Below are 18610 nucleotides of genomic sequence, written 5' to 3'. Positions count from 1 at the left end.
TTTTGATTATTTTATAGTATTGATGGCTCAATTTTCAATATGTTCCGCAATTCTTGGCAAATTATATTAAATCCTGCCAAAAGTCTACGAGGTGAGTTACTGCCCTTCACTGGGGCGGAGGCTGGCACTGTAAGATGACTAATGACGGCTGAAATATGCTTCGCAGAAAATCTCTGCATAAGCTTGAGTCATTTCCTCAAAAGTATTAAGTGAATCCAAGACATATTTAGCGTTTTCAGCTAACTGCTGCCGTAAAGATTTATCCTCCAGTAAACTAATCAAAGCTGCACCTAATTCGTCCGGGCGATCTGGCGTATAAAACAAACCATTAATTCCAGGCCTCACTTGTTCTCTAATTCCAAAAACAGGGGTTGTAATAATTGGCAAATCGCAAGACATTGCCTCCAAAATCACTCTTGGAAAACTTTCGACGCGAGAAGTGCAAACAAAAATATCAGCGGATTTGTAATATTTTCCAGTCTCCCCAGTTTCCGGGACTACTGTCACCCTTTCCCGCAACTCTTCTGGCAACTCCCCCACCAAATCGGCTAATTTATTGCTGTAAATACTCGGGCGATCGCCCACAATAAAACACCTAATTTTATTGTGCCATTTGTCAGGCAAAAGTGAAAGTGCTTTAACTAAATCCTGCTGACCTTTGCGTTCGCATACCGTTCCCAGCAGCAAAATTACCACATCTTCCGCTGCAACACCTAAACTTTTTCTAGGCAATTCAGAATTGTCCGAATTTTCCAGTTTGCTCAAATCTAAGCCGTTGTGAATCACGGTAAAATTGTGGTGGCTGTTGAGAGGCAAATACCTGTCCCGCGTTGCATCCGCCACAAAAATCACCTTGTAAGGAAAGCGAAAACACTCTAAAGCTCTCGCCGCAATCTCCGAACCAAACCTGTTAAAATAAGTTTGCCAAGGTTCGCTTTCGTGCACGTTCCACACCACAGGAATTCCGATTTGGTACGCCGCATCAACTACAAAAAAGTTTTCTAAAGTATTGGCATAAATTGTATCTACTTTTAAACTTGCAATTTCTGTGCTAAAACTGCGGATGGCTTCATCGTAAGCATCGCGCTGGTAGATGTGTTCGAGAGGATTGTCGCGCACAATTACTTCAATTCCCTGCTGTTCGTAAGCTTGACGCAGGGGTCCGTCTGTTGTGCAAAGTACGATCGGCTTAACCACACCCTCTGCCGCCAATTTCACCGCAATTTCGTACTGATGCAGCGGCGCACCAGTAAAATCCAGCGAATTGCTGCACATCAAAACTCTAACAGGATGAATCAAATTCTCTGCTTCTGCTACCAACAAACCAGAATCGGAAACTTCCAATGTATAACCTTCTTCCTTCTTCCCTCTTCCTTCTTCCTTCTTCCTTCTCTCTTCTTCCTTCATAAAAACCCGTCGAGGTTGAATATGAAAATACTCATCTTCTAAAGACAAATGAGGACTGTAAAAACTGTCATTTTTGCCCGCATACTTACGCCTAAAAGCCGCCACTTCTTGAGGATTGTCGGTAAAACCCCTAGAAGTTCCCTCTTTGTGCAACAACTCGGCATCGGGACAATATACGCACCGATAACCGCGTTCTAACAATCGGTATCCGTAATCTGCATCATTGTAAGCAACAGCAAAATTCTCCTCATCAAAACCGCCCAATTCTAAGAACAATTGACGCGGAGTAATCGTGCAAGCGGCTGTTACCGCAGAGTAATTTCGCGTTACCATCGCTTGAGAAAGATAGCCTCGATTATTCTTGTCCATCAGCTTAAAAGCGTGACCCGCCAAACCGTGATGCAGCCCGTGAATTACGCCCGCGTGCTGAATTCTGCCGTCTGGATATAACAGCCTCGCGCCGACTGCACCCACTGCGGGAATTTGAGCATATCCCACCATTTGACTCAGCCAGCGCGGGTTAATTACTTCAGTATCGTTGTTCAAAAACAACACATATTCGCTGTCAACTTGTTCGGCAGCGCGGTTGTTAATTGCTGCAAAACTAAACTTGCCCCCAGGATTTTTTATTCTCAAAACTTGGCAAGTTAATTGGCTTAAATATTCCAGAGTTTTAGGGTCGTCGCTTTCGTTGTCGATAACGGCAACTTGATAATTTTTGTAGGTTGTAGTTTCTAGAGAATCCAGGCAGGCTTTCAGCAATTTAAGCTGATTTTTAGTAGGAATAATTACCGTTACTGATGGGCCATTATCCGGGAAATCCTGGGCAAATATGCCCAAATTTTCTTTGATCGCCCATGCGTGCTGAGCGACATTGCCGTTAATTTTGCGGCGGTTTAGTGCGTCTTGAATGGCTTGTTGACCTGCGGCAAAACTGGCGGGTTTCGCGGCCCCAGATATGGCTGTAGAACCGGGTGCGGTTCGCCAGTGATACAGCACTAACGGCAGGTGCGCGACGTGGCGAGAAATTTCGGTGGCTCTCAAGGCAAAATCGTAATCTTGCGAGCCTTCAAGACCTATCCGCAAACCTCCTATTTGTTCAAAAATGTGTCTTCTCACGGCGCACAAATGACCGAGATACATATAGGAAAGCAGCAGTTCTGGCGACCATTCCGGTTTGAATTGCGGGGCGAATCGGCGACCTTTAGTGTCGATTTTGTCGTCGTCGGAATAGAGAAAGTCGGTAGCTGGATGCGCGGCAAAATATAGGGCGACTTCGCCTAACGCGTCGGGAGTGAGTTCGTCGTCGTTGTCTAAAAACAGGATGATGTCGCCTGTTGCGAGGGCGGCGGCGCTGTTGGTGGCTGCGCTGATGTTGCCGTTTTCTGTACGAAATGTGATGCGGATACGATCGTCCTTTTGAACCCAGCCTTTCAAATTTTCAGCAACAGTGAAATCGGTGCTGCAATCATCGGCAATGCAGAGTTCCCAGTTTGGATAAACTTGATTGATTACGCTGTCGAGCGCACTTTCGAGAAAATCTATCTGCGGGTTGTAAACTGGCATTACTACCGAAATTTTTGGCAGGGGTTCCCGGCAGGATTTTAACCGAGAAATCAAGTAATCGCGCGCGCGATCGTTCCACTGATTCACCTGAAGCCAAGCGTCATACCTATCAATGGGTTGAGGCACCACAAAACCCGCAGGCGGCAGCAAATCTCCCGGCGCAGTAAACTGTTTTTGCTGGCGATAAATCTTCCCCAACTGGCGAATCACCTTCACAATTTCCCAAGGCATCGGCACAATTCTGCCGAGACGCTGTTTTCTTTCCTTCGCCCGCTGCTGAATTGCGGCTGTAAACCTTGATAACTCCTCAAATTTATCTGTACTTCGCTGCCAGATATTGTAGCGCCGCACAGTCAATTTTTTCGGCGCTTGAAAATACAAAATTTCCCCGGTTTCTAACTCCGCTTGCAGAGAAACGTGCCATTCCCCTGGCGGCAAATCCACAAGGGTCTCAAAACCGCTTTCCGAACTGTTAACCCAGTCGGGGAACACTTCGCCGACATCTTTTCGGCGCAAACCGTAGGCGCATTCTACAGAAGTATCGCCGCACAACAAGCTTAATTTAGCAATTTTGTGATCGTGGTGGCAGCACCAACCTGCAAACAAAATTTGACCCTGACGCTGTTCCCACACCACCGGTACATCTAACGATGCTTGAATCGTTGAAACTAACAACGGATAAGCTGCCAAAAGATGCCATTTACCTCGATCGTCTTGCGCTTCCAGTAGCACTTCGTGTCGTCCGGCAGGCGCTTCCAATTGAATTGTAAAACCTGATTTCTTCGCAGCAGCAATATTATAGTGTGCTAGCGCTATATCACTTCTATCTATGCCGTAAACGCCTGCAAAACTCTGGTCTTTAATTCTGGCCCGGACTGCTTTAGTCTCTCTTTTTTGGTTAAAAACCCAGCCGACAATTAGCAGGTTGGAATCACAAACTTGCCAAGTAGTGGGTTGATCTAACGAAAAAATAAATTTAGGGAACAAGTCGCGGATTTTGCGCTGAACTTCCCACAACTTTTCTCTCAGTTGCCACCCTATTGAAGACTTGATTGTAGCAAGTTCTGCCCGAAAATTTTCATTTTCCTGGCGGGAGTGTTCTAATTTTTCCAGAGTATCCTTTAATCTTTCCTGATTTTGACTTTGTGCTGTTTCTAGCTGAATTAACTCAGCTAACTTTTGCTGCAATATAAATTCAGTCTCTTCAAATTGTACCTGAGTTTGCCCTAATTCGGCTTCTAATTCTAATACTTTCGCTAAAGATTTTTGAAATTGCGATTCTTTGCCTGCAAGCTGTACCTGAGTTTGTCCTAATTCTGTTTCTAATCCGAGGAGTTTCGCTAATGCTTCTTGAAATTGCGATTCTTTGCCTGCAAGCTGTACCTGAGTTTGCCCTAATTCTGCTTCTAATTTTAAGACTTTTGTTAAAGCTTCTTGAAATTGTGATTCTTTGCCTGCAAGCTGTACCTGAGTTTGTCCTAATTCGGTTTCTAATCCGAGGAGTTTTGCTAAAGCTTCTTGAAAATTTGATTCTTTGCCTGCAAGCTGTACTTGAGTTGCTCCTAATTCTGTCTCTAATCCCAACACTTTCGCCTGGGCCTGGTGAAATTGTTCTTGCCACTGTTTGAGTTCGGAAGAGCTAGTTTTTTGTTGTTTTTCCAGCAAGCGGATTTTTAGCCAATCTTCAAATGGCCAGATTGGAGATGCTGGGAAATGAATAACTTGATCGATCGCACCTTTCGAGTCGCTGCTGAGATTGCCAGCTTGGGTTTCCAAAAGTTCATATAGTTCTAATGCTTCGGGAAAATATTTTTCTATTAAACTCGGTCTGTGACTTTTGACAATATCGTTGACTAATAAAGATTCTTCAAAATTGTCGCCCGGTATCGCACCTAAGTTAACATTAAATTTTTCGTTGACTCGATCGAGGAAAAGTTCAGGAGTGTTGCCGATGGGATAAACGTTGGCTAGGAGACAGCGATGGGGGAAACGTTCGTAAAGTTCTAAAACTTGTTGATTGTAGTGAATCCACATTTTTACTGCCTTTTCGGGATTTTGCAGCAAGCTGAGATCGGTTCCCCGGCGGTAAAGAGAATCTACTACTTCCCAGGGCGATCGATAAACACAGATAAAATTAGCTTCGGGGAGCAAAGTCAGCCAAAAATCCCAAAAAAGGGCTGTTCGCGGGTCTTTCCAACCCCAATGTTTGTGAGTTTGTTGATTTTGGTCGATCGCCCTTTTGGCGATTTCCACGTATTCCGCTGCTACCGGAATCGTTTTTTCAAACGTACATCCGAGTTCATCAATACCGTGCGATCGCAAAACACTTTTGTGAAACTCCACAAAATCAACATTCTCGAAATGACCTTTCACATTTCCGTCGGCCGGGCCCACTAACTTTTTACCAATATCAACCCCCACTTTCTGAAACAAAGAAGCTGTTAAAGACGTACCGGAACGGTGCATTCCGGTAACAATAAAAACCGACGGTTTGCTGTCATTTGTACTCACAATTTATCTCCCTCGCCCTAATACCCACACCAACCAAATTTACTCGCTACTCTCCTGCTAAGCCCAGGGAGCGCCTGACTTGAAACCACGCGCTTCTCATCTTCCAGAACTTGCTGCTTTCCATTGCTAAAACCCGACACTTCGCTTGCTCTAGTTCTTGCTTGAGATTAATTAGTTGATTTTCAGTTTTTTCCAACTGCATTTGCACAGCTACTAACTGATTTTGAGTTTGCTCCAATTGTGTTTGAGCTGAAACTAATTGAGTTTGAGCTTCTTGCAAACTTGTTTGAGATTCTTCCAACTTTGTTTCAGTAATCATTAACTTACTTTGATTTTGCTCCCATTCTATCCTAGCCGACTCTAACTGAGTCTCAAGTAATTTGAGTTTTGTCTGAGTAGAACCCAATAAAGACTGCGATTGTCTTTGGTTAACCAGCGATTTAACCGTGCAAGTTTCCAGAATCCATTCCCAACCATAGTTATTGATTGCTTTGACTATTAACACATCCTGCAGCCCGACAGTGTTTTTGGGTAAATAACAGCTCCAACCCGACTGCAAAGCCCCATCAGTTTCAAAATATCCAGCTACATCAGGGCGATCGTAAAAAGGCTCGCACCTCTGTACAACCTCGCCGTTTACCAGCACTTGCAGCTCCTCAATTCGACCGTTGAGATTCACATCAGCTACCCATCCTTCTAGATACAAATTCTCCTTATTTGTAAAAGCAGCAACATCAATATATCCTTCCGGGTGATGATTAAATTTCAACTCCGAAAAATCTCTAACTAGCTCATTTGTGACAACATACAAATCCTGAAATCTGCAGATGCCTTTTTTGATGCGGTGAACAAAAGCTTTGCCTCCGCTAACTCGCGCGACACATTCTCTCACAAACTTTTCAGTTACATAAGTTGTGCCGTATTCCTCCTTATCTAAAGACTGGCTTTCGCTTTGAGGACTAAACAAAATACCATTGGCAGGCATTTCTATACTGGCTAGGCGCAAACACTCATCGTGAACGCTGAACATCAAAATGCCGTTAGGAGTCAACAAATCGTACAAATTTTGTAACCAACTTGTAAAAGTTCTTTCCGGCATATGGCTGAAAAAAGAATTAGCCAGAATGCAGTCAAACTTGCGGCCAATTAAATAATTTTCTGGCTTTCCAGTTGAGACAATACCGTTGACCCCCAAGTATTCAGTTTGAAACTTAACCGCGTTAGCATAAATATCAGAAACCCAAATTCGTTCCGGCGGTATTTCCTGAATCAAAAATCTGGTAAATCGACCGTAACCGCAGGCAAAATCTAGAAAAGAAGGTACATTTTCAAAACTGCCAAAATGCCATTCCACAACTTGTTTAACTGTATCCAAGATGCGACGCCCGATCGAATAATAGCGCACCAAAGCCCGATCGCGATCGTCTTTGACGTTGTTCAAGCTGAACAAATACATTTCATCGTCTTCGCAGATATTCAGTTTAAAATTTTCCGGCAACTTAGCTTGATCTTGAATAAATGCTTTGATTACGGGATTTTCGACTAAATCTAAATTGATATTGCTCATTGTTTTTACAGAATTTTAGATCACCTCTGTTGACTGCTCTTTTACTAGAGAATCAGCATTAACAACAGTTAAACACGGTTCGATCAGCAAGTCAACGATGCCGTTACCGCAAGACTCAGTACAAGACTGAACTCTAAACATCGCCACATCAACACAGCGATCCAGATAAGTTAAATCTCCATCAACCGTTCCCACAACGCCAGCATTCAGAAAATAAACACCGGGATTCAGCAAACATTTAAACTGAAACTTCACTACAATTGTCGTTCCTGCTTCCACATACCTAACTGACTGAGTAGAAGCCTTCAAAGAAGCACCCGCCAACTCAAAACCGCTAATTGTTTTAATCAACATTCCAAACCTAACTTTGGAAGTTGACCGGGAGAAAGTGACAGAGTAAGTATAAATATAATCTTGACGACCGATCAAGTGATTTACCACATTTCCCTTCAGCGTCTCGATGTGGGGGTTGATAATTTCCGCTCCGCGAGACGGATACCTTACCGTATTCGACGGTATCATCCCCGGATCGTAAAATTCATCATAATATTCCTTGGGTTTAGAGAGATGTTGCTCTGGTTTAACTTCCCTCTTTGTGCTTTCTAAATTAGCATCCTGAAGCTGATCTTGACTTTCCTGTTTTGTCAGTTGGTTCAGAGCTCGAATATCTGACTTCAACCCCAAAACCTGATCCGGATCGGCATAAATCAGTTTTTGATACTTAGAAATTACCACCTTCGGCGTGTGAGCGAGCAGCAATTCACCGCTATCCATTAAAATTGCCGAGGTACAAAGTTGCACCACAGAAGTAGCAGCGTGAGAAACAAATAAAATTGTTCCGCCACCTTCCTGAATGCTTTGCAAGCGGGCAAAACACTTGCGTTGAAAAGCTTCGTCTCCCACCGAAAGCGCCTCGTCAACCACCAAAATATCTGGCTCGACGCTAGTCGCAACGGCAAAAGCTAGCCTGACAAACATACCGCTAGAATAAGTCTTGACTGGCTGTTCGATGAAATCGCCAATATCAGCAAAAGCAGCTATATCGTCAAATTTTTCTTCAGTTTCTTTTTGATTGAATCCCAGTAACTGAGCGTTAAAAAACACATTTTGTCGCCCGGTAAATTCCGGGTTAAACCCGCTTCCGAGTTCCAACAAAGCGGAGACTCGCCCTTTAACATCCACGCTTCCTGCGGTAGGAGTCAGCGTCCCTACAATTATTTGCAGGAGAGTGCTTTTTCCCGAACCGTTGCGACCGACTATTCCCAGAGTTTGTCCTTGAGGAATTTCCAGATTGATGTCGTGTAGGGCCCAAAATTCGTCAGCCAGTTTTTTGCTGGGGTAAATAATTTCCTTTAAGCGGTCTCCAGGACGATCGTACCGCTTAAAGCATTTGGAAACATTTTTTAGTGAAATTACATTTTCTGTCATTGGCGGCAGTCAATCGATTTTAGATTTTAGATTTTAGATTTTAGATTGACTTGAAATCTCAAACATATTTACAGCACAATCGATTTTAGATTTTAGATTTTAGATTTTAGATTGACTGTAGATCTCAAACAAATTTACAGTACGTCAGCAAAAGCGGGACGCAAACGCCGGTAAACCGCCAAACCTCCACAAAATATAGCAGCAGAAATTAGCGTGGCGACACCCCATTCGCCCCAATGCTTAACTTCTCCAAGCAGTATGAGGTCTCGATAAACCTCCGAGATGGCGGCCATTGGATTTAGCCAAAATATCCACGCTCGCCACTCTTGGGGGATGATTGATGCTGGGTAGACGATCGGCGTCAAATAAAACCAAAAATTTAGAATAACACCTAATGTCTGAGGAATGTCTCGCAAAAATACAGTCAAGCCCGCTGTCAAATATCCCAAACCAGCAGTTATCAGCAACTGAGGTATCCACACCAGCGGCAGCAAGCATAAAGTAGCGTTGAGCTTTTGCGACGACACTGCTACTATCACAATCAAAGCTGCTAAACCCAGAGAACTTTCAATAAAAGCTGTAAAAATCGGCACTAGCGGCAGCAAACCGAGAGGAAATACCACTTTTTTCACTAAATTCGGCTGCCCGACCACCGATACTCCCGACTTGATCAAACCGCTGGTGAAGGCACTCCAAGGCAGCAAACCTGCAAACAGCCAGACTCCAAATGTAATGTCGCTGTTTTCTGGGAAGCCTGCAAGGCTGAGCTTTACCTTGAGGACGATCGAAAATACGTATGTGTAAATCACCAATTGCGATAGCTGATTCAGCAGCGGCCACAAATTGCCCAGAATCGAGCCTTTGTATTGAGCTTCCAAGTCCCGGCGCACCAAGGTTGCCAGCAGATTCAGCTTCGCCCAGCGCCGGGGCGTACTTCTGGGCAGCCTGCCGCCCAGCTTTCGGGCCTTTTGGGCAACTCCTTTCACAGTTCTCTGCAATTTTTTCGCCCTCGTTCACTAGCTTCACACCTAAATCAACTCAAGCTACAATTGTGCAGCTTTTGCTAAACCGCAATTATTCCACAGCCCCGTCGTTTTGATCAAGCATCTGCCACCCTGGCTTGGGCTTCTTTTTTCTTTCTTCTTTCCCCTTCCTTCGGAGGTTATTTTAGCCGATCGCCGATCGAACTGCCGAACCGATCGCTAGTTTTTGCTCGTCGTCGTAGCCCCACCGCTGGAAAAATTTTTCATACTCGCCGTTGGCATTCTGCAAACTTTCTAGCATTTGCGACGCTATAGTTTGACAGGCTTGGATTTGCAGCATTTGAATTAAATTGCGCGATCGCTCCTGCACTCTAGCAGAATCGGCCGCCATTTCCTCCTTTTGCTGGCGCGAATGATGTACAACCATTGCCGCCGACATCGCCAAATTTTTCACCAGCAGTTCTGCTACGATCTCAGGAGCCGATCGCAGCGCCTCGACTACTCCGGGTGACGGGTGATCTGCCTCCTGTCGATCGTCCGTTAGATAGGTGACAAAAAACCCCCTAGCACCGTTCTGTGTTTTCACCAGAGATGTAACAGCTTGCTGGATGTCGGCTTGTAAAAGTCGATCGGCCTCAATGAACGACAGTAAAGATTGAGTCAGCTCGATCGCCCCCTCAAAAGTTATGCTTTCCGATGCTAACAAAGAAGATGGAATACTCATAACGAACTCAATAATTGTCAAGATTCTGCCAATAATTGTAAACAATTCCCGCTGCCCGATCGCAGATAAATATGGCTATTATCTCCTCCAAACAACAGCCCTCCGACCAAAATCTACCCGAAGACATAGCCCCGGCCCGTCGCAAAAAAGCCGCCAAACCCCAGGCGGAATCTCTGGTAGAAGCGCAAGAACTACCCGACGAAATCAATAGCAAACAAGACGACAAAATCCGACCCCAGCGCTTAGCTGAATACATCGGGCAAAAAGACTTGAGAGAAGTTTTGGCGATCGCAATTGCAGCAGCTAAATCTCGCGGCGAACCTATGGATCACCTGTTACTCTACGGGCCTCCAGGGTTAGGAAAAACCACAATGTCGCTAATTCTAGCAGCAGAAATGGAAGTTGAATGCAAAATCACCACCGCCCCAGCTTTAGAAAAACCGCGAGATATTGTCGGATTGCTGATCAACCTCAAAGCAGGCGACGTGCTGTTTATAGACGAAATTCACCGTTTATCTAAAGTTACAGAAGAAATCCTCTATCCGGCAATGGAAGACTGTCGGTTAGATATTACGATCGGTCAAGGCAAAAGCGCCAAAATTCGCAGCATTCCCCTGAAACCCTTTACCTTAGTAGGAGCAACCACAAAAGTCGGGTCCCTGACATCTCCATTGCGCGATCGCTTCGGCTTGATCCAAAGATTGCGCTACTACGAAATAGACGAACTCAGTCTAATTGTCCAAAGAAGTGCCCAAGTTCTCGACACTCAAATCACCCCAGAAGGAGCCACAGAAATTGCCCGCCGAGCTCGCGGAACGCCCCGGATCGCTAACCGCTTGCTGCGACGAGTTAGAGACTACAGCGAAGTCAAAAAATTAAAGCCAATTAATGGCGAAGTTGCCTCAGTCGCCCTCGAACTGTTCAACGTCGATCCGCTAGGTTTGGATTGGACTGATCGATGCCTTTTGACAGCAATGATCGAAAACTTTAACGGCGGCCCGGTGGGTTTAGAAACTCTCGCAGCTTCCACAGGAGAAGACACTCAAACAATTGAGGATGTATACGAACCGTATTTAATGCAAATCGGATTTTTGCAGCGGACAAGTCGGGGCAGAATTGCCACAGCCGCTGCTTGGAAACACTTAGGCTTCATCGGCTCAAAGGAGTAGAAATTGCTGAATTACGCAGCCATTGCGTTTGTAGTTGCGCTTTAGGACTTGAGTTCAACTACAAACTTTGGGGCGCAAAGAGCGCAACTACGAACCTCCAGGCGCTCAAGCCCAAGTGCCAACGAGGAATATAAATTAAATCTCCCGCTCTTTGATAAGAGTCGCATCAGATTCTAAAGAATAGGAAACAAACTGCACATTCCGCAGCATTTTTTCTCGCTCCCCTGCAATCTTAATCGCAGTTTCCCAAGTAAAAGTAAAAGATTGAAACGATTCTGAATCAATCCGATCTTCATCCAAATCCACAATCACTTGATTAAAAATATTAAATAACTCTGCCTGCAACCGATCAATTTCTTCCAAAGCTTTCGCTTGGCGAATTTGTTGGATCAAACTTAAAATATCCAAATTAAATTTATCAGCTCGATTTTTTTGTTTCTGCAAAAAGCGCGATCGCAACTGCCAAAGCCAAGAAGCCAAAAGAGTGCCGATGGAGACAAACAAACCGATAGCATCAGAATTAGCAGCAACAAAATCCGGCTTTTCGCGATCGTAATAAGCCTGAGCCCCCTCATGAACGGGCAAAGACAAACTCCCGGTGCCTCCCGGCTGACTAATCATAGCTCCCAGGGAATTAGCAGCTACCAAGTTGCGGCGGTACTCGAACAAAATTCGCGTAATTTCCTTGACGATTATCGGATCTAGATCCTCCCCAGCCAGCAGATTAGCCTGCACTCCAACACTGGGTAAATCCGCATCAGGAACCGGAGGATCTGCCTTGTAAGTACCTTTAGGAATCATATCAGCTTCCAGATAAGGCACTTTAATTTTCATCGCAGCTCCTTGGTCAATCGGCACCAATTTGCCCTGGGTATTTTGCAACAAATCGCTAACAACATTGCTCCCCGGAGGTAGCACCCTAAAAATAGCATCAACCTCGCCGCTAGCAAACAACTTAGTAGCATCATCCCAAGAGCCAGCAGTAAATTTAAAATCGCTTTCTTTCAAACCGTAATGTTTGCTGACCAACCAAAAAGAAGTGTAAGAACCGCTGCCTTCAGCCATCAGCGCAATATTTTTTCCCTGCAAATCAGCAACATTTTGAATGCCAGACTTTTCCGAAACAATTAAGTGAAAAACCTCCTTAAACAAAGCAGCCACTACCCTCGCCGCAGGCCCCCCCTCTGTATTGTTCTGCACGATGGCTAACTGCACCTCATTTGCCTGAAGCAGGCGCATATTTTCCTCAGCACCTTGACTCTCAATAACTCGAATTCGCAGACGCGGATTTTGTTGCGTAACTACCTCAGCAATTGCCTGCCCGAAAGGATAATAATTCCCGCTTTTCGTTCCAGTCGCCAGGGTTAATTCATGGACTCGCTGCTTGTCTTGGTGCAGATTCCACCCAAAAGCTCCAATCAAGACAACACTTAATAGAGCAATGGGAAACAGAAATTTATTTTGCATTAAGGTTGAGACTCCATAGAACGTGGCAAAATCAAAAGTATTCTAGATGAAAATCAGCATGAAACGCGGCAAATGGGACACGGGGGAGAATGGGATTGGCGGAGCCAACTCCGAATTACCCATTACCCATCCAATTATTGAAAAGCCGAGCCCGATATTTTAGATTAAAATTACTAATCAATCTAAAATCTAAAATCTAAAATTGTTGCAATTCTCAATCGCCAATGTTAATATCTCTCAGAATAGAAAACTTTGCCTTAATTGACTGCCTGGATATAGAATTTGGCCCGAGTTTGAACGTATTTACAGGGGAAACCGGCGCTGGTAAATCGATTATCCTAGATGCGATCGATGCAGTTTTGGGCGGGAAAGTCGATCGCCGATCGATTCGCACCGGAGCAGCGCGGGCAATATTGGAAGCTACCTTTGAATTGGACAAAGCCGCAGCTTTGTGGCTGGGCGAGCAAGAAATCGAACCCATAGACGGAAATTTAGCCGTTTGCAGCCGGGAAATTAACGCATCAAGCGGTGCTCTACGCACCAGATCCCGCTTGAACGGAATTCTCGTCAACCGCCAGTTAATGGATCAACTGCGCGATCGGCTTGTCGAAATTACCGCCCAAGGCCAAACCGTCCACCTCGGACAAGAAACCCTCCAGCGAGAGTGGCTCGATTTATACGGCGGCAAAAAGCTCACTGAAGCGCGATCGATCATCGCCTCCGCGTGGCTGGGAGCCAACAACGCCAAAACAGCCCTCAAACGCAGGCGTCAGTCGGAACAGCAGCGACTGCAAAGACTTGATTTGTTAGAATACCAAGTCCGAGAACTCGGCGAAGCCCATATCGAAGACGCCGGCGAACTCGAACAGCTAGAACACGAATCAATCCGGCTGGGCCACGTCGTCGAATTGCAGCAGCAGAGTTACCAAGTCCACCAAGCCCTGTACCAAAACGACGGCGACAGCGCCTCAGCCGCCGACTTGTTGAGCAAAGCCGAAGTAATTTTAAGCGACATGGCGGTTTACGATGTGCAGTTGCAACCAATCCTAGAAATGGTCAGCGATGCTTTAGCTCAAGCCACAGAAGCCAGCCGGCAAATTAGCAGCTACGGCGAACAATTAGAAGCAGATCCCGAAAGACTCGAAGAAGTAGAAGATCGGATTCGGGAACTCAAACAAATTTGTCGCAAATACGGGCCGCTCAAAGAAGCGATCGCCTACTACCAAAGCATTCAAAACGAACTAAATGAACTTTTAGAAGGAGGCGAGTCAATGGAAGCCTTAGAACTGGCATATCAGACCGCTTTAGAGCAATTAAAAGACGCTTGCAGCCACCTGACCACCCTGCGGCGCGAAGCAGCCCTGAAACTAGAAACGCACCTGGTAGGAGAACTTAAGCCCTTAGCAATGGAAAAAGTGCAATTTCAAGTCGAGATCTCACCTTCTACCCCAACCGCTACCGGTGCCGACCAAATCGCCTTTTGTTTCAGCCCCAATCCGGGCGAACCTCTGCAACCCCTAGGCGCGATCGCCTCCGGGGGAGAAATGAGCCGCTTTCTACTTGCCATCAAAGCCTGTTTTTCCCAAATAGAAAGTGCCGGTACGCTGATTTTTGACGAAATCGACGCCGGAGTCTCCGGGAGAGTAGCCGGGGCGATCGCCAAAAAACTCTACCAACTCTCGGACAAACACCAAGTTCTATGCGTCACCCACCAGCCGCTGATCGCCGCGATGGCTGATTTTCATTTTCGCGTCAACAAACAGACGATTGAAGCAGAACCAAGTGTCGGCGAACCCGCAGCCGACTCAGAACCAGTCGAACGCACAGTAGTCAGAGTGTCCTCCCTCAACAGTGAGCAGCGGCGGGAAGAACTGGCGCAACTCGCCAGTGGCCGCTCAGCAACAGAAGCAATCGCCTTCGCCGAATCCCTCCTTGTCGAAGCCGCCGGATTGCGCCAAACTCAGTCAGCCCAACCCTGATCGCACCCTCAAGCCGATCGGGGGGTTAAAAGGCGGAGTTTTTTCAGAGTCGGAGGTTACACTAAAAATATCAACCGCAAATTTTACAAAAAAAAGCTGAAAACCCCGTTAATTTAGGGGGATGAAAGCTAAGAGCAGCAAAATAGAGAGAAATTCGAGTTAAAAACCACAATTGTGTAGAGAAGGGCACACATCACTAGCAACTGGTAGTGTCACAATTGCAGCTAGTCCCACAAGGCCACCCCTCTTTCAGCAGTCCTCCCGCCAGTACGCTTTCCTGTTCCTGCGGGCGATCGGATCTTAGATCGGTAGAACCTACTTAAACCAGGCACGCACAATGTCAAAATCAGTTAATAAACCATTTAAACAAGATTCGCATTCTCTAAAAAGAGTGCACCAACACCACAGCAGCGTTATCGTCGCACCCACAGTTCACCAGCAAGCCATGCAAACTGAATTTACCTTCCCCTGTCGCCGGAGTTCTGTAAACTGGGAAATACTTTCACACATACTTGAGTTTTGTGCGACAAGTGACTAACTAATGAACTTGCCCGCTATCCTAGCTTAGAGACAAACCCTTACGCTTAAGATTCTGTAAAGGTCTATGAAATCTGCATCTCCCAATGTGTCAGAAGTGGAAAACGAGAGAGAGGGCGCTGTTGTAGGTAAAATTTATCACGAACAGCCTTCTCACTATTCCTCTAACAGTAGTCAACTTGCCAAAAGCCAACCAAGCTTCGCCAGTGTTCTGGCACCCCTAAATAAGCAAAGTTTCACAGTAGTAGTTAAGGAAGTAGAAGAGAAACTTAAGGTTGTCAATCAAACCCTGGGCATGCTCGACAATATCCTTGACCGCCAGGGATTCGATGCCATCCTTAATGAAATGTTGCAGTCGATTACCCTCAAAACAGGGGAATTGCTGAATGCCGCTCGCAGCACGATATTTTTATTAGACGAAGAAAAGAATGAACTCTGGGCGATCGTCGCTAAAGACGAAAATGGCAAAAGTCTAGAGCTCCGATTTCCCGCCCATGCGGGCATTGCGGGAGAAGTAGCCACGGAAAAAAAAGTGGTGAACATTCCTTATGATTTTTATAACGACCCCCGCTCGACTAACGCAAAAAAAACTGACAAAGAAACAGGGTATCGCACTTATACAATGCTGGCGATGCCCCTGATCAACGAAGAAACAGGAGAGTTAGTAGCAGTCGTTCAACTGATTAATAAACTCAAGCCCAACCACGAACATTACGGTATTTTAGAGGAACAGATTGACAAGGCAGGATTTACTCAAGAAGACGAACAAGTTTTTCGAGAATTTGCCCCGTCGATTCGCCTAATTCTAGAGTCTTCTAAATCATTCTACGCAGCAAGTCAAAAACAACGGGCCGCCACGGCGCTGATCAATGCCGTCACCGCCCTTTCTAAGAGCAGTCTAGACTTAGAAGATACCCTAAAAAGCGTGATGGATCAGGCCCAAGAACTGATGAACGCCGATCGCAGCACCCTGTGGCTGATCGATGAAGATAAAGACGAACTCTGGACGAAAATCCTGATTACAACAGGTCAACTTCAAGAAATTCGCATGCCCAGAACAGCAGGTTTTGCAGGCATCGTCGCCCAATCCGGCGAACCGCTGTTGATTCCCTTTGATGTATACGACGACCCCCGCGCCGAAAATGCAAAAAAAATAGACAAACAAACTGGCTACCGCACTTGCAGTATGCTTTGTATGCCAGTGTTTAACTCAGACCAAAAATTGATTGGCGTCACCCAATTAGTTAATAAAAAACGACAACAAGGAGAATACCCCCCCTACAACCGGGAAGATTGGCCGCACGCCCCCGATCAGTGGAAAGCGAGTTTCAATCGCAACGACATGGAATTTATGAAGGTGTTTAACATCCAAGCAGGAGTCGCCCTACAAAACGCCAAACTGTTTGCTGAAGTCAAACAGCAAGAACAAAGACAAAAAGATATGCTGCACGCCCTGACTAACGGGGTGATTTCTACAGATAAAAAAGGCAATATAGTAGCGACAAATCCTAGTGCCAAAAAATTACTGGGTGTCAGCGAGGCTGAATTAGCCGAAGGTCAATCTTTGCGCGAGTTAATTAAGTTAGAAAAAGGCGATTTTGCCAAATGGTTTGATGCGTCTTTGTCTCCCGAAGACGATAAGGACCGCCAGCAGTATTACCCCGATCAAGTTTTACTATCCTTGGAAGGAGAAGGGCAGAGTATCAATCTCTCGATTAATTCAATGACTGACGCTACCGACCCCAACAAGGTCAACGGCGCGTTAGTCGTCATGGAAGATATTAGCAGCGCCAAGCAAATCAAAAACTTGATGTACCGTTACATGACTCCAGAAGTAGCTGAAGCTTTGCTAGCTTCAGGCGATACTGGATTGGGCGGTAAACGCAAAAACGTTTCGGTGCTGTTCTCAGACATTCGCAGCTATACCACACTTACGGAAAAATTGCAGGCCGAAGAAGTGGTAGTGATGCTCAACAAATATTTTGAAGTGATGGTAGATGTCGTATTCGAGTACGGAGGGACTCTCGACAAATACATCGGTGACGCTCTGATGGCAGTTTTTGGCTCTCCAGCGCCCCTAGAGGATCATGCTTGGTGCGCCATGCAAACGGCAGTGAAAATGCGGGAAAAACTGGCTGAGTTTAATCGAGAGCGTATGGCACATGGGGAATTGCCGATCGGCATCGGTATGGGCGTGCATTCCGATGAAGTTGTCAGCGGCAACATCGGTAGTAGCAAACGCATGGAATTGACTTCTATAGGAGACGGCGTTAACCTCGCCTCTCGCTTAGAAGGCGCTAGCAAGCAGTACGGCACCGACTTGATCATCAGCGACAATACTTACAGAGATTATGCCGATCGGCTCTACGTGCGAGAACTCGACTTTATTACTGTCAAAGGCAAAAGCGAACCCGTAATCGTTTACGAACTCGTCGGCATCCGCGAGGGATACTCGCCAGTGGGCAAGTCACTAACCGAAACACAGCAACAAGTTATAGAACATTACACCAGGGGGCGCGAATATTACAAAACTCCAGTTAGCCAAAGACTCTCAGGAAGTGAGGTGAAAAACATCTTAAAGGATGTCGCCGAAATGCCAGAGGCAGAGATTAAGAAACTGTCCTACACTCTAGAGCAACAGTTGGAACACGAACTCAAGAACCTGTTATATCAACTGAAAAAGTTGTCAGAGTACGACCCGAAAAACCTGTCGGAATCAGACAAACTCATCGTACTGTTGCAGCCAGAAATCCAACTGCTGAAATTGGAAGGAATCAAAAACCTCTCGGAAGACGAAGCCAAAATGCTGCTGCAAGCAAAAATCAAGCCGCTATCAGCAGACGATATTAAATACTTGCAAGAAGGCGAAGTCAAAAAACTCTTGGAAGCAGACATCTTAGAACCATCAAATCCCCAAATTAAGAGGCTGAAACCTGCAGATATCAGGCAGCTATTGCAGGCGAAAATTAAAAGTCGGGCCTGCGAGACAGTTGCAGAAATGTTAGAGGAGGAATTTGAAAACCTGGGACTCGATCGGGTGAAAAAACTGCTGAGCGAGTTTAAGAAAGCCTTAGAACCAAAAGCCAAGCAAGCCTTTAAAGACGCTGAACGCGAATTTGACGCCGTTCTGAAAGTTGACCCGAAAAACAAGGCAGCTAAATTGCACATCGATCGCTGTATGTTATTTCAACATGGGTTTTCAGACGTACTCAACTGGGATGGTGTGTGGAATCTCACAGAAAAATAGCAGTAGCCCACAGCAAATGCTGGCC

The 18610-nt window shown here is 45.7% G+C and carries 9 protein-coding genes; 3 read left to right on the top strand and 6 right to left on the bottom strand.

What is annotated here, in order from left to right; all coding sequences use genetic code 11:
* Positions 1–138: 138 nt before the first annotated feature.
* The 5 genes from QUA23_RS07385 to QUA23_RS07365 form a co-directional block, all read right to left on the bottom strand.
* Positions 139–5484 carry a glycosyltransferase gene (locus QUA23_RS07385; protein ID WP_333073642.1) on the bottom strand — a complete coding sequence of 1782 codons (5346 nt, stop codon included), beginning with the start codon at positions 5482–5484 and terminating at the stop codon, positions 139–141.
* Between the two features lie 46 nt (positions 5485–5530).
* Positions 5531–7051 carry a methyltransferase gene (locus QUA23_RS07380; protein ID WP_333073640.1) on the bottom strand — a complete coding sequence of 507 codons (1521 nt, stop codon included), beginning with the start codon at positions 7049–7051 and terminating at the stop codon, positions 5531–5533.
* A 15-nt stretch (positions 7052–7066) separates the two neighbouring features.
* Positions 7067–8479 carry an ABC transporter ATP-binding protein gene (locus tag QUA23_RS07375; protein WP_333073638.1) on the bottom strand — a complete coding sequence of 471 codons (1413 nt, stop codon included), beginning with the start codon at positions 8477–8479 and terminating at the stop codon, positions 7067–7069.
* A gap of 134 nt (positions 8480–8613) precedes the next feature.
* Complete coding sequence (locus QUA23_RS07370) at positions 8614–9465, bottom strand: ABC transporter permease (protein ID WP_445243477.1); 852 nt, start codon at positions 9463–9465, stop codon at positions 8614–8616.
* A gap of 181 nt (positions 9466–9646) precedes the next feature.
* A complete protein-coding gene (locus QUA23_RS07365; RefSeq protein WP_333073636.1) occupies positions 9647–10186 on the bottom strand; it encodes a hypothetical protein in 540 nt (179 codons plus the stop codon).
* Between the two features lie 71 nt (positions 10187–10257).
* Here QUA23_RS07365 and ruvB point away from each other — a divergent pair, with 71 nt between their 5' ends.
* Positions 10258–11355, top strand: coding sequence for a Holliday junction branch migration DNA helicase RuvB (gene ruvB / locus QUA23_RS07360; protein ID WP_333073634.1), 1098 nt, complete (start codon positions 10258–10260; stop codon positions 11353–11355).
* Between the two features lie 135 nt (positions 11356–11490).
* Here ruvB and QUA23_RS07355 read toward each other — a convergent pair whose 3' ends face one another.
* Entirely contained in the window at positions 11491–12822 is a 1332-nt protein-coding gene (locus QUA23_RS07355) for a TAXI family TRAP transporter solute-binding subunit (protein WP_333073632.1), read from the bottom strand.
* A 224-nt stretch (positions 12823–13046) separates the two neighbouring features.
* Between QUA23_RS07355 and recN the strand changes: the two genes are divergently transcribed.
* Positions 13047–14801 (top strand): DNA repair protein RecN, encoded by a 1755-nt coding sequence (gene recN, locus QUA23_RS07350; protein WP_333073630.1) that lies wholly within the window; start codon positions 13047–13049, stop codon positions 14799–14801.
* Between the two features lie 604 nt (positions 14802–15405).
* Complete coding sequence (locus tag QUA23_RS07345) at positions 15406–18585, top strand: GAF domain-containing protein (RefSeq protein WP_333073627.1); 3180 nt, start codon at positions 15406–15408, stop codon at positions 18583–18585.
* Positions 18586–18610: the final 25 nt, after the last annotated feature.

This window comes from Microcoleus sp. Pol1C5, assembly GCF_036701115.1.
Taxonomy (GTDB): Bacteria; Cyanobacteriota; Cyanobacteriia; order Cyanobacteriales; family Microcoleaceae; genus Microcoleus.
The sequence above is the reverse complement of the archived record's forward strand: the minus strand, read 5'-3'. Positions and strand labels throughout refer to the sequence as shown.

Bases quoted from the DNA above. Each gene is read 5' to 3' on its own strand.
- QUA23_RS07380 (WP_333073640.1), bottom strand. From the start codon at position 7,051: ATGAGCAATATCAATTTAGATTTAGTCGAAAATCCCGTAATCAAAGCA.
- QUA23_RS07375 (WP_333073638.1), bottom strand. From the start codon at position 8,479: ATGACAGAAAATGTAATTTCACTAAAAAATGTTTCCAAATGCTTTAAG.
- QUA23_RS07365 (WP_333073636.1), bottom strand. From the start codon at position 10,186: ATGAGTATTCCATCTTCTTTGTTAGCATCGGAAAGCATAACTTTTGAG.
- ruvB (WP_333073634.1), top strand. From the start codon at position 10,258: ATGGCTATTATCTCCTCCAAACAACAGCCCTCCGACCAAAATCTACCC.
- QUA23_RS07355 (WP_333073632.1), bottom strand. From the start codon at position 12,822: ATGCAAAATAAATTTCTGTTTCCCATTGCTCTATTAAGTGTTGTCTTG.
- recN (WP_333073630.1), top strand. From the start codon at position 13,047: ATGTTAATATCTCTCAGAATAGAAAACTTTGCCTTAATTGACTGCCTG.
- QUA23_RS07345 (WP_333073627.1), top strand. From the start codon at position 15,406: ATGAAATCTGCATCTCCCAATGTGTCAGAAGTGGAAAACGAGAGAGAG.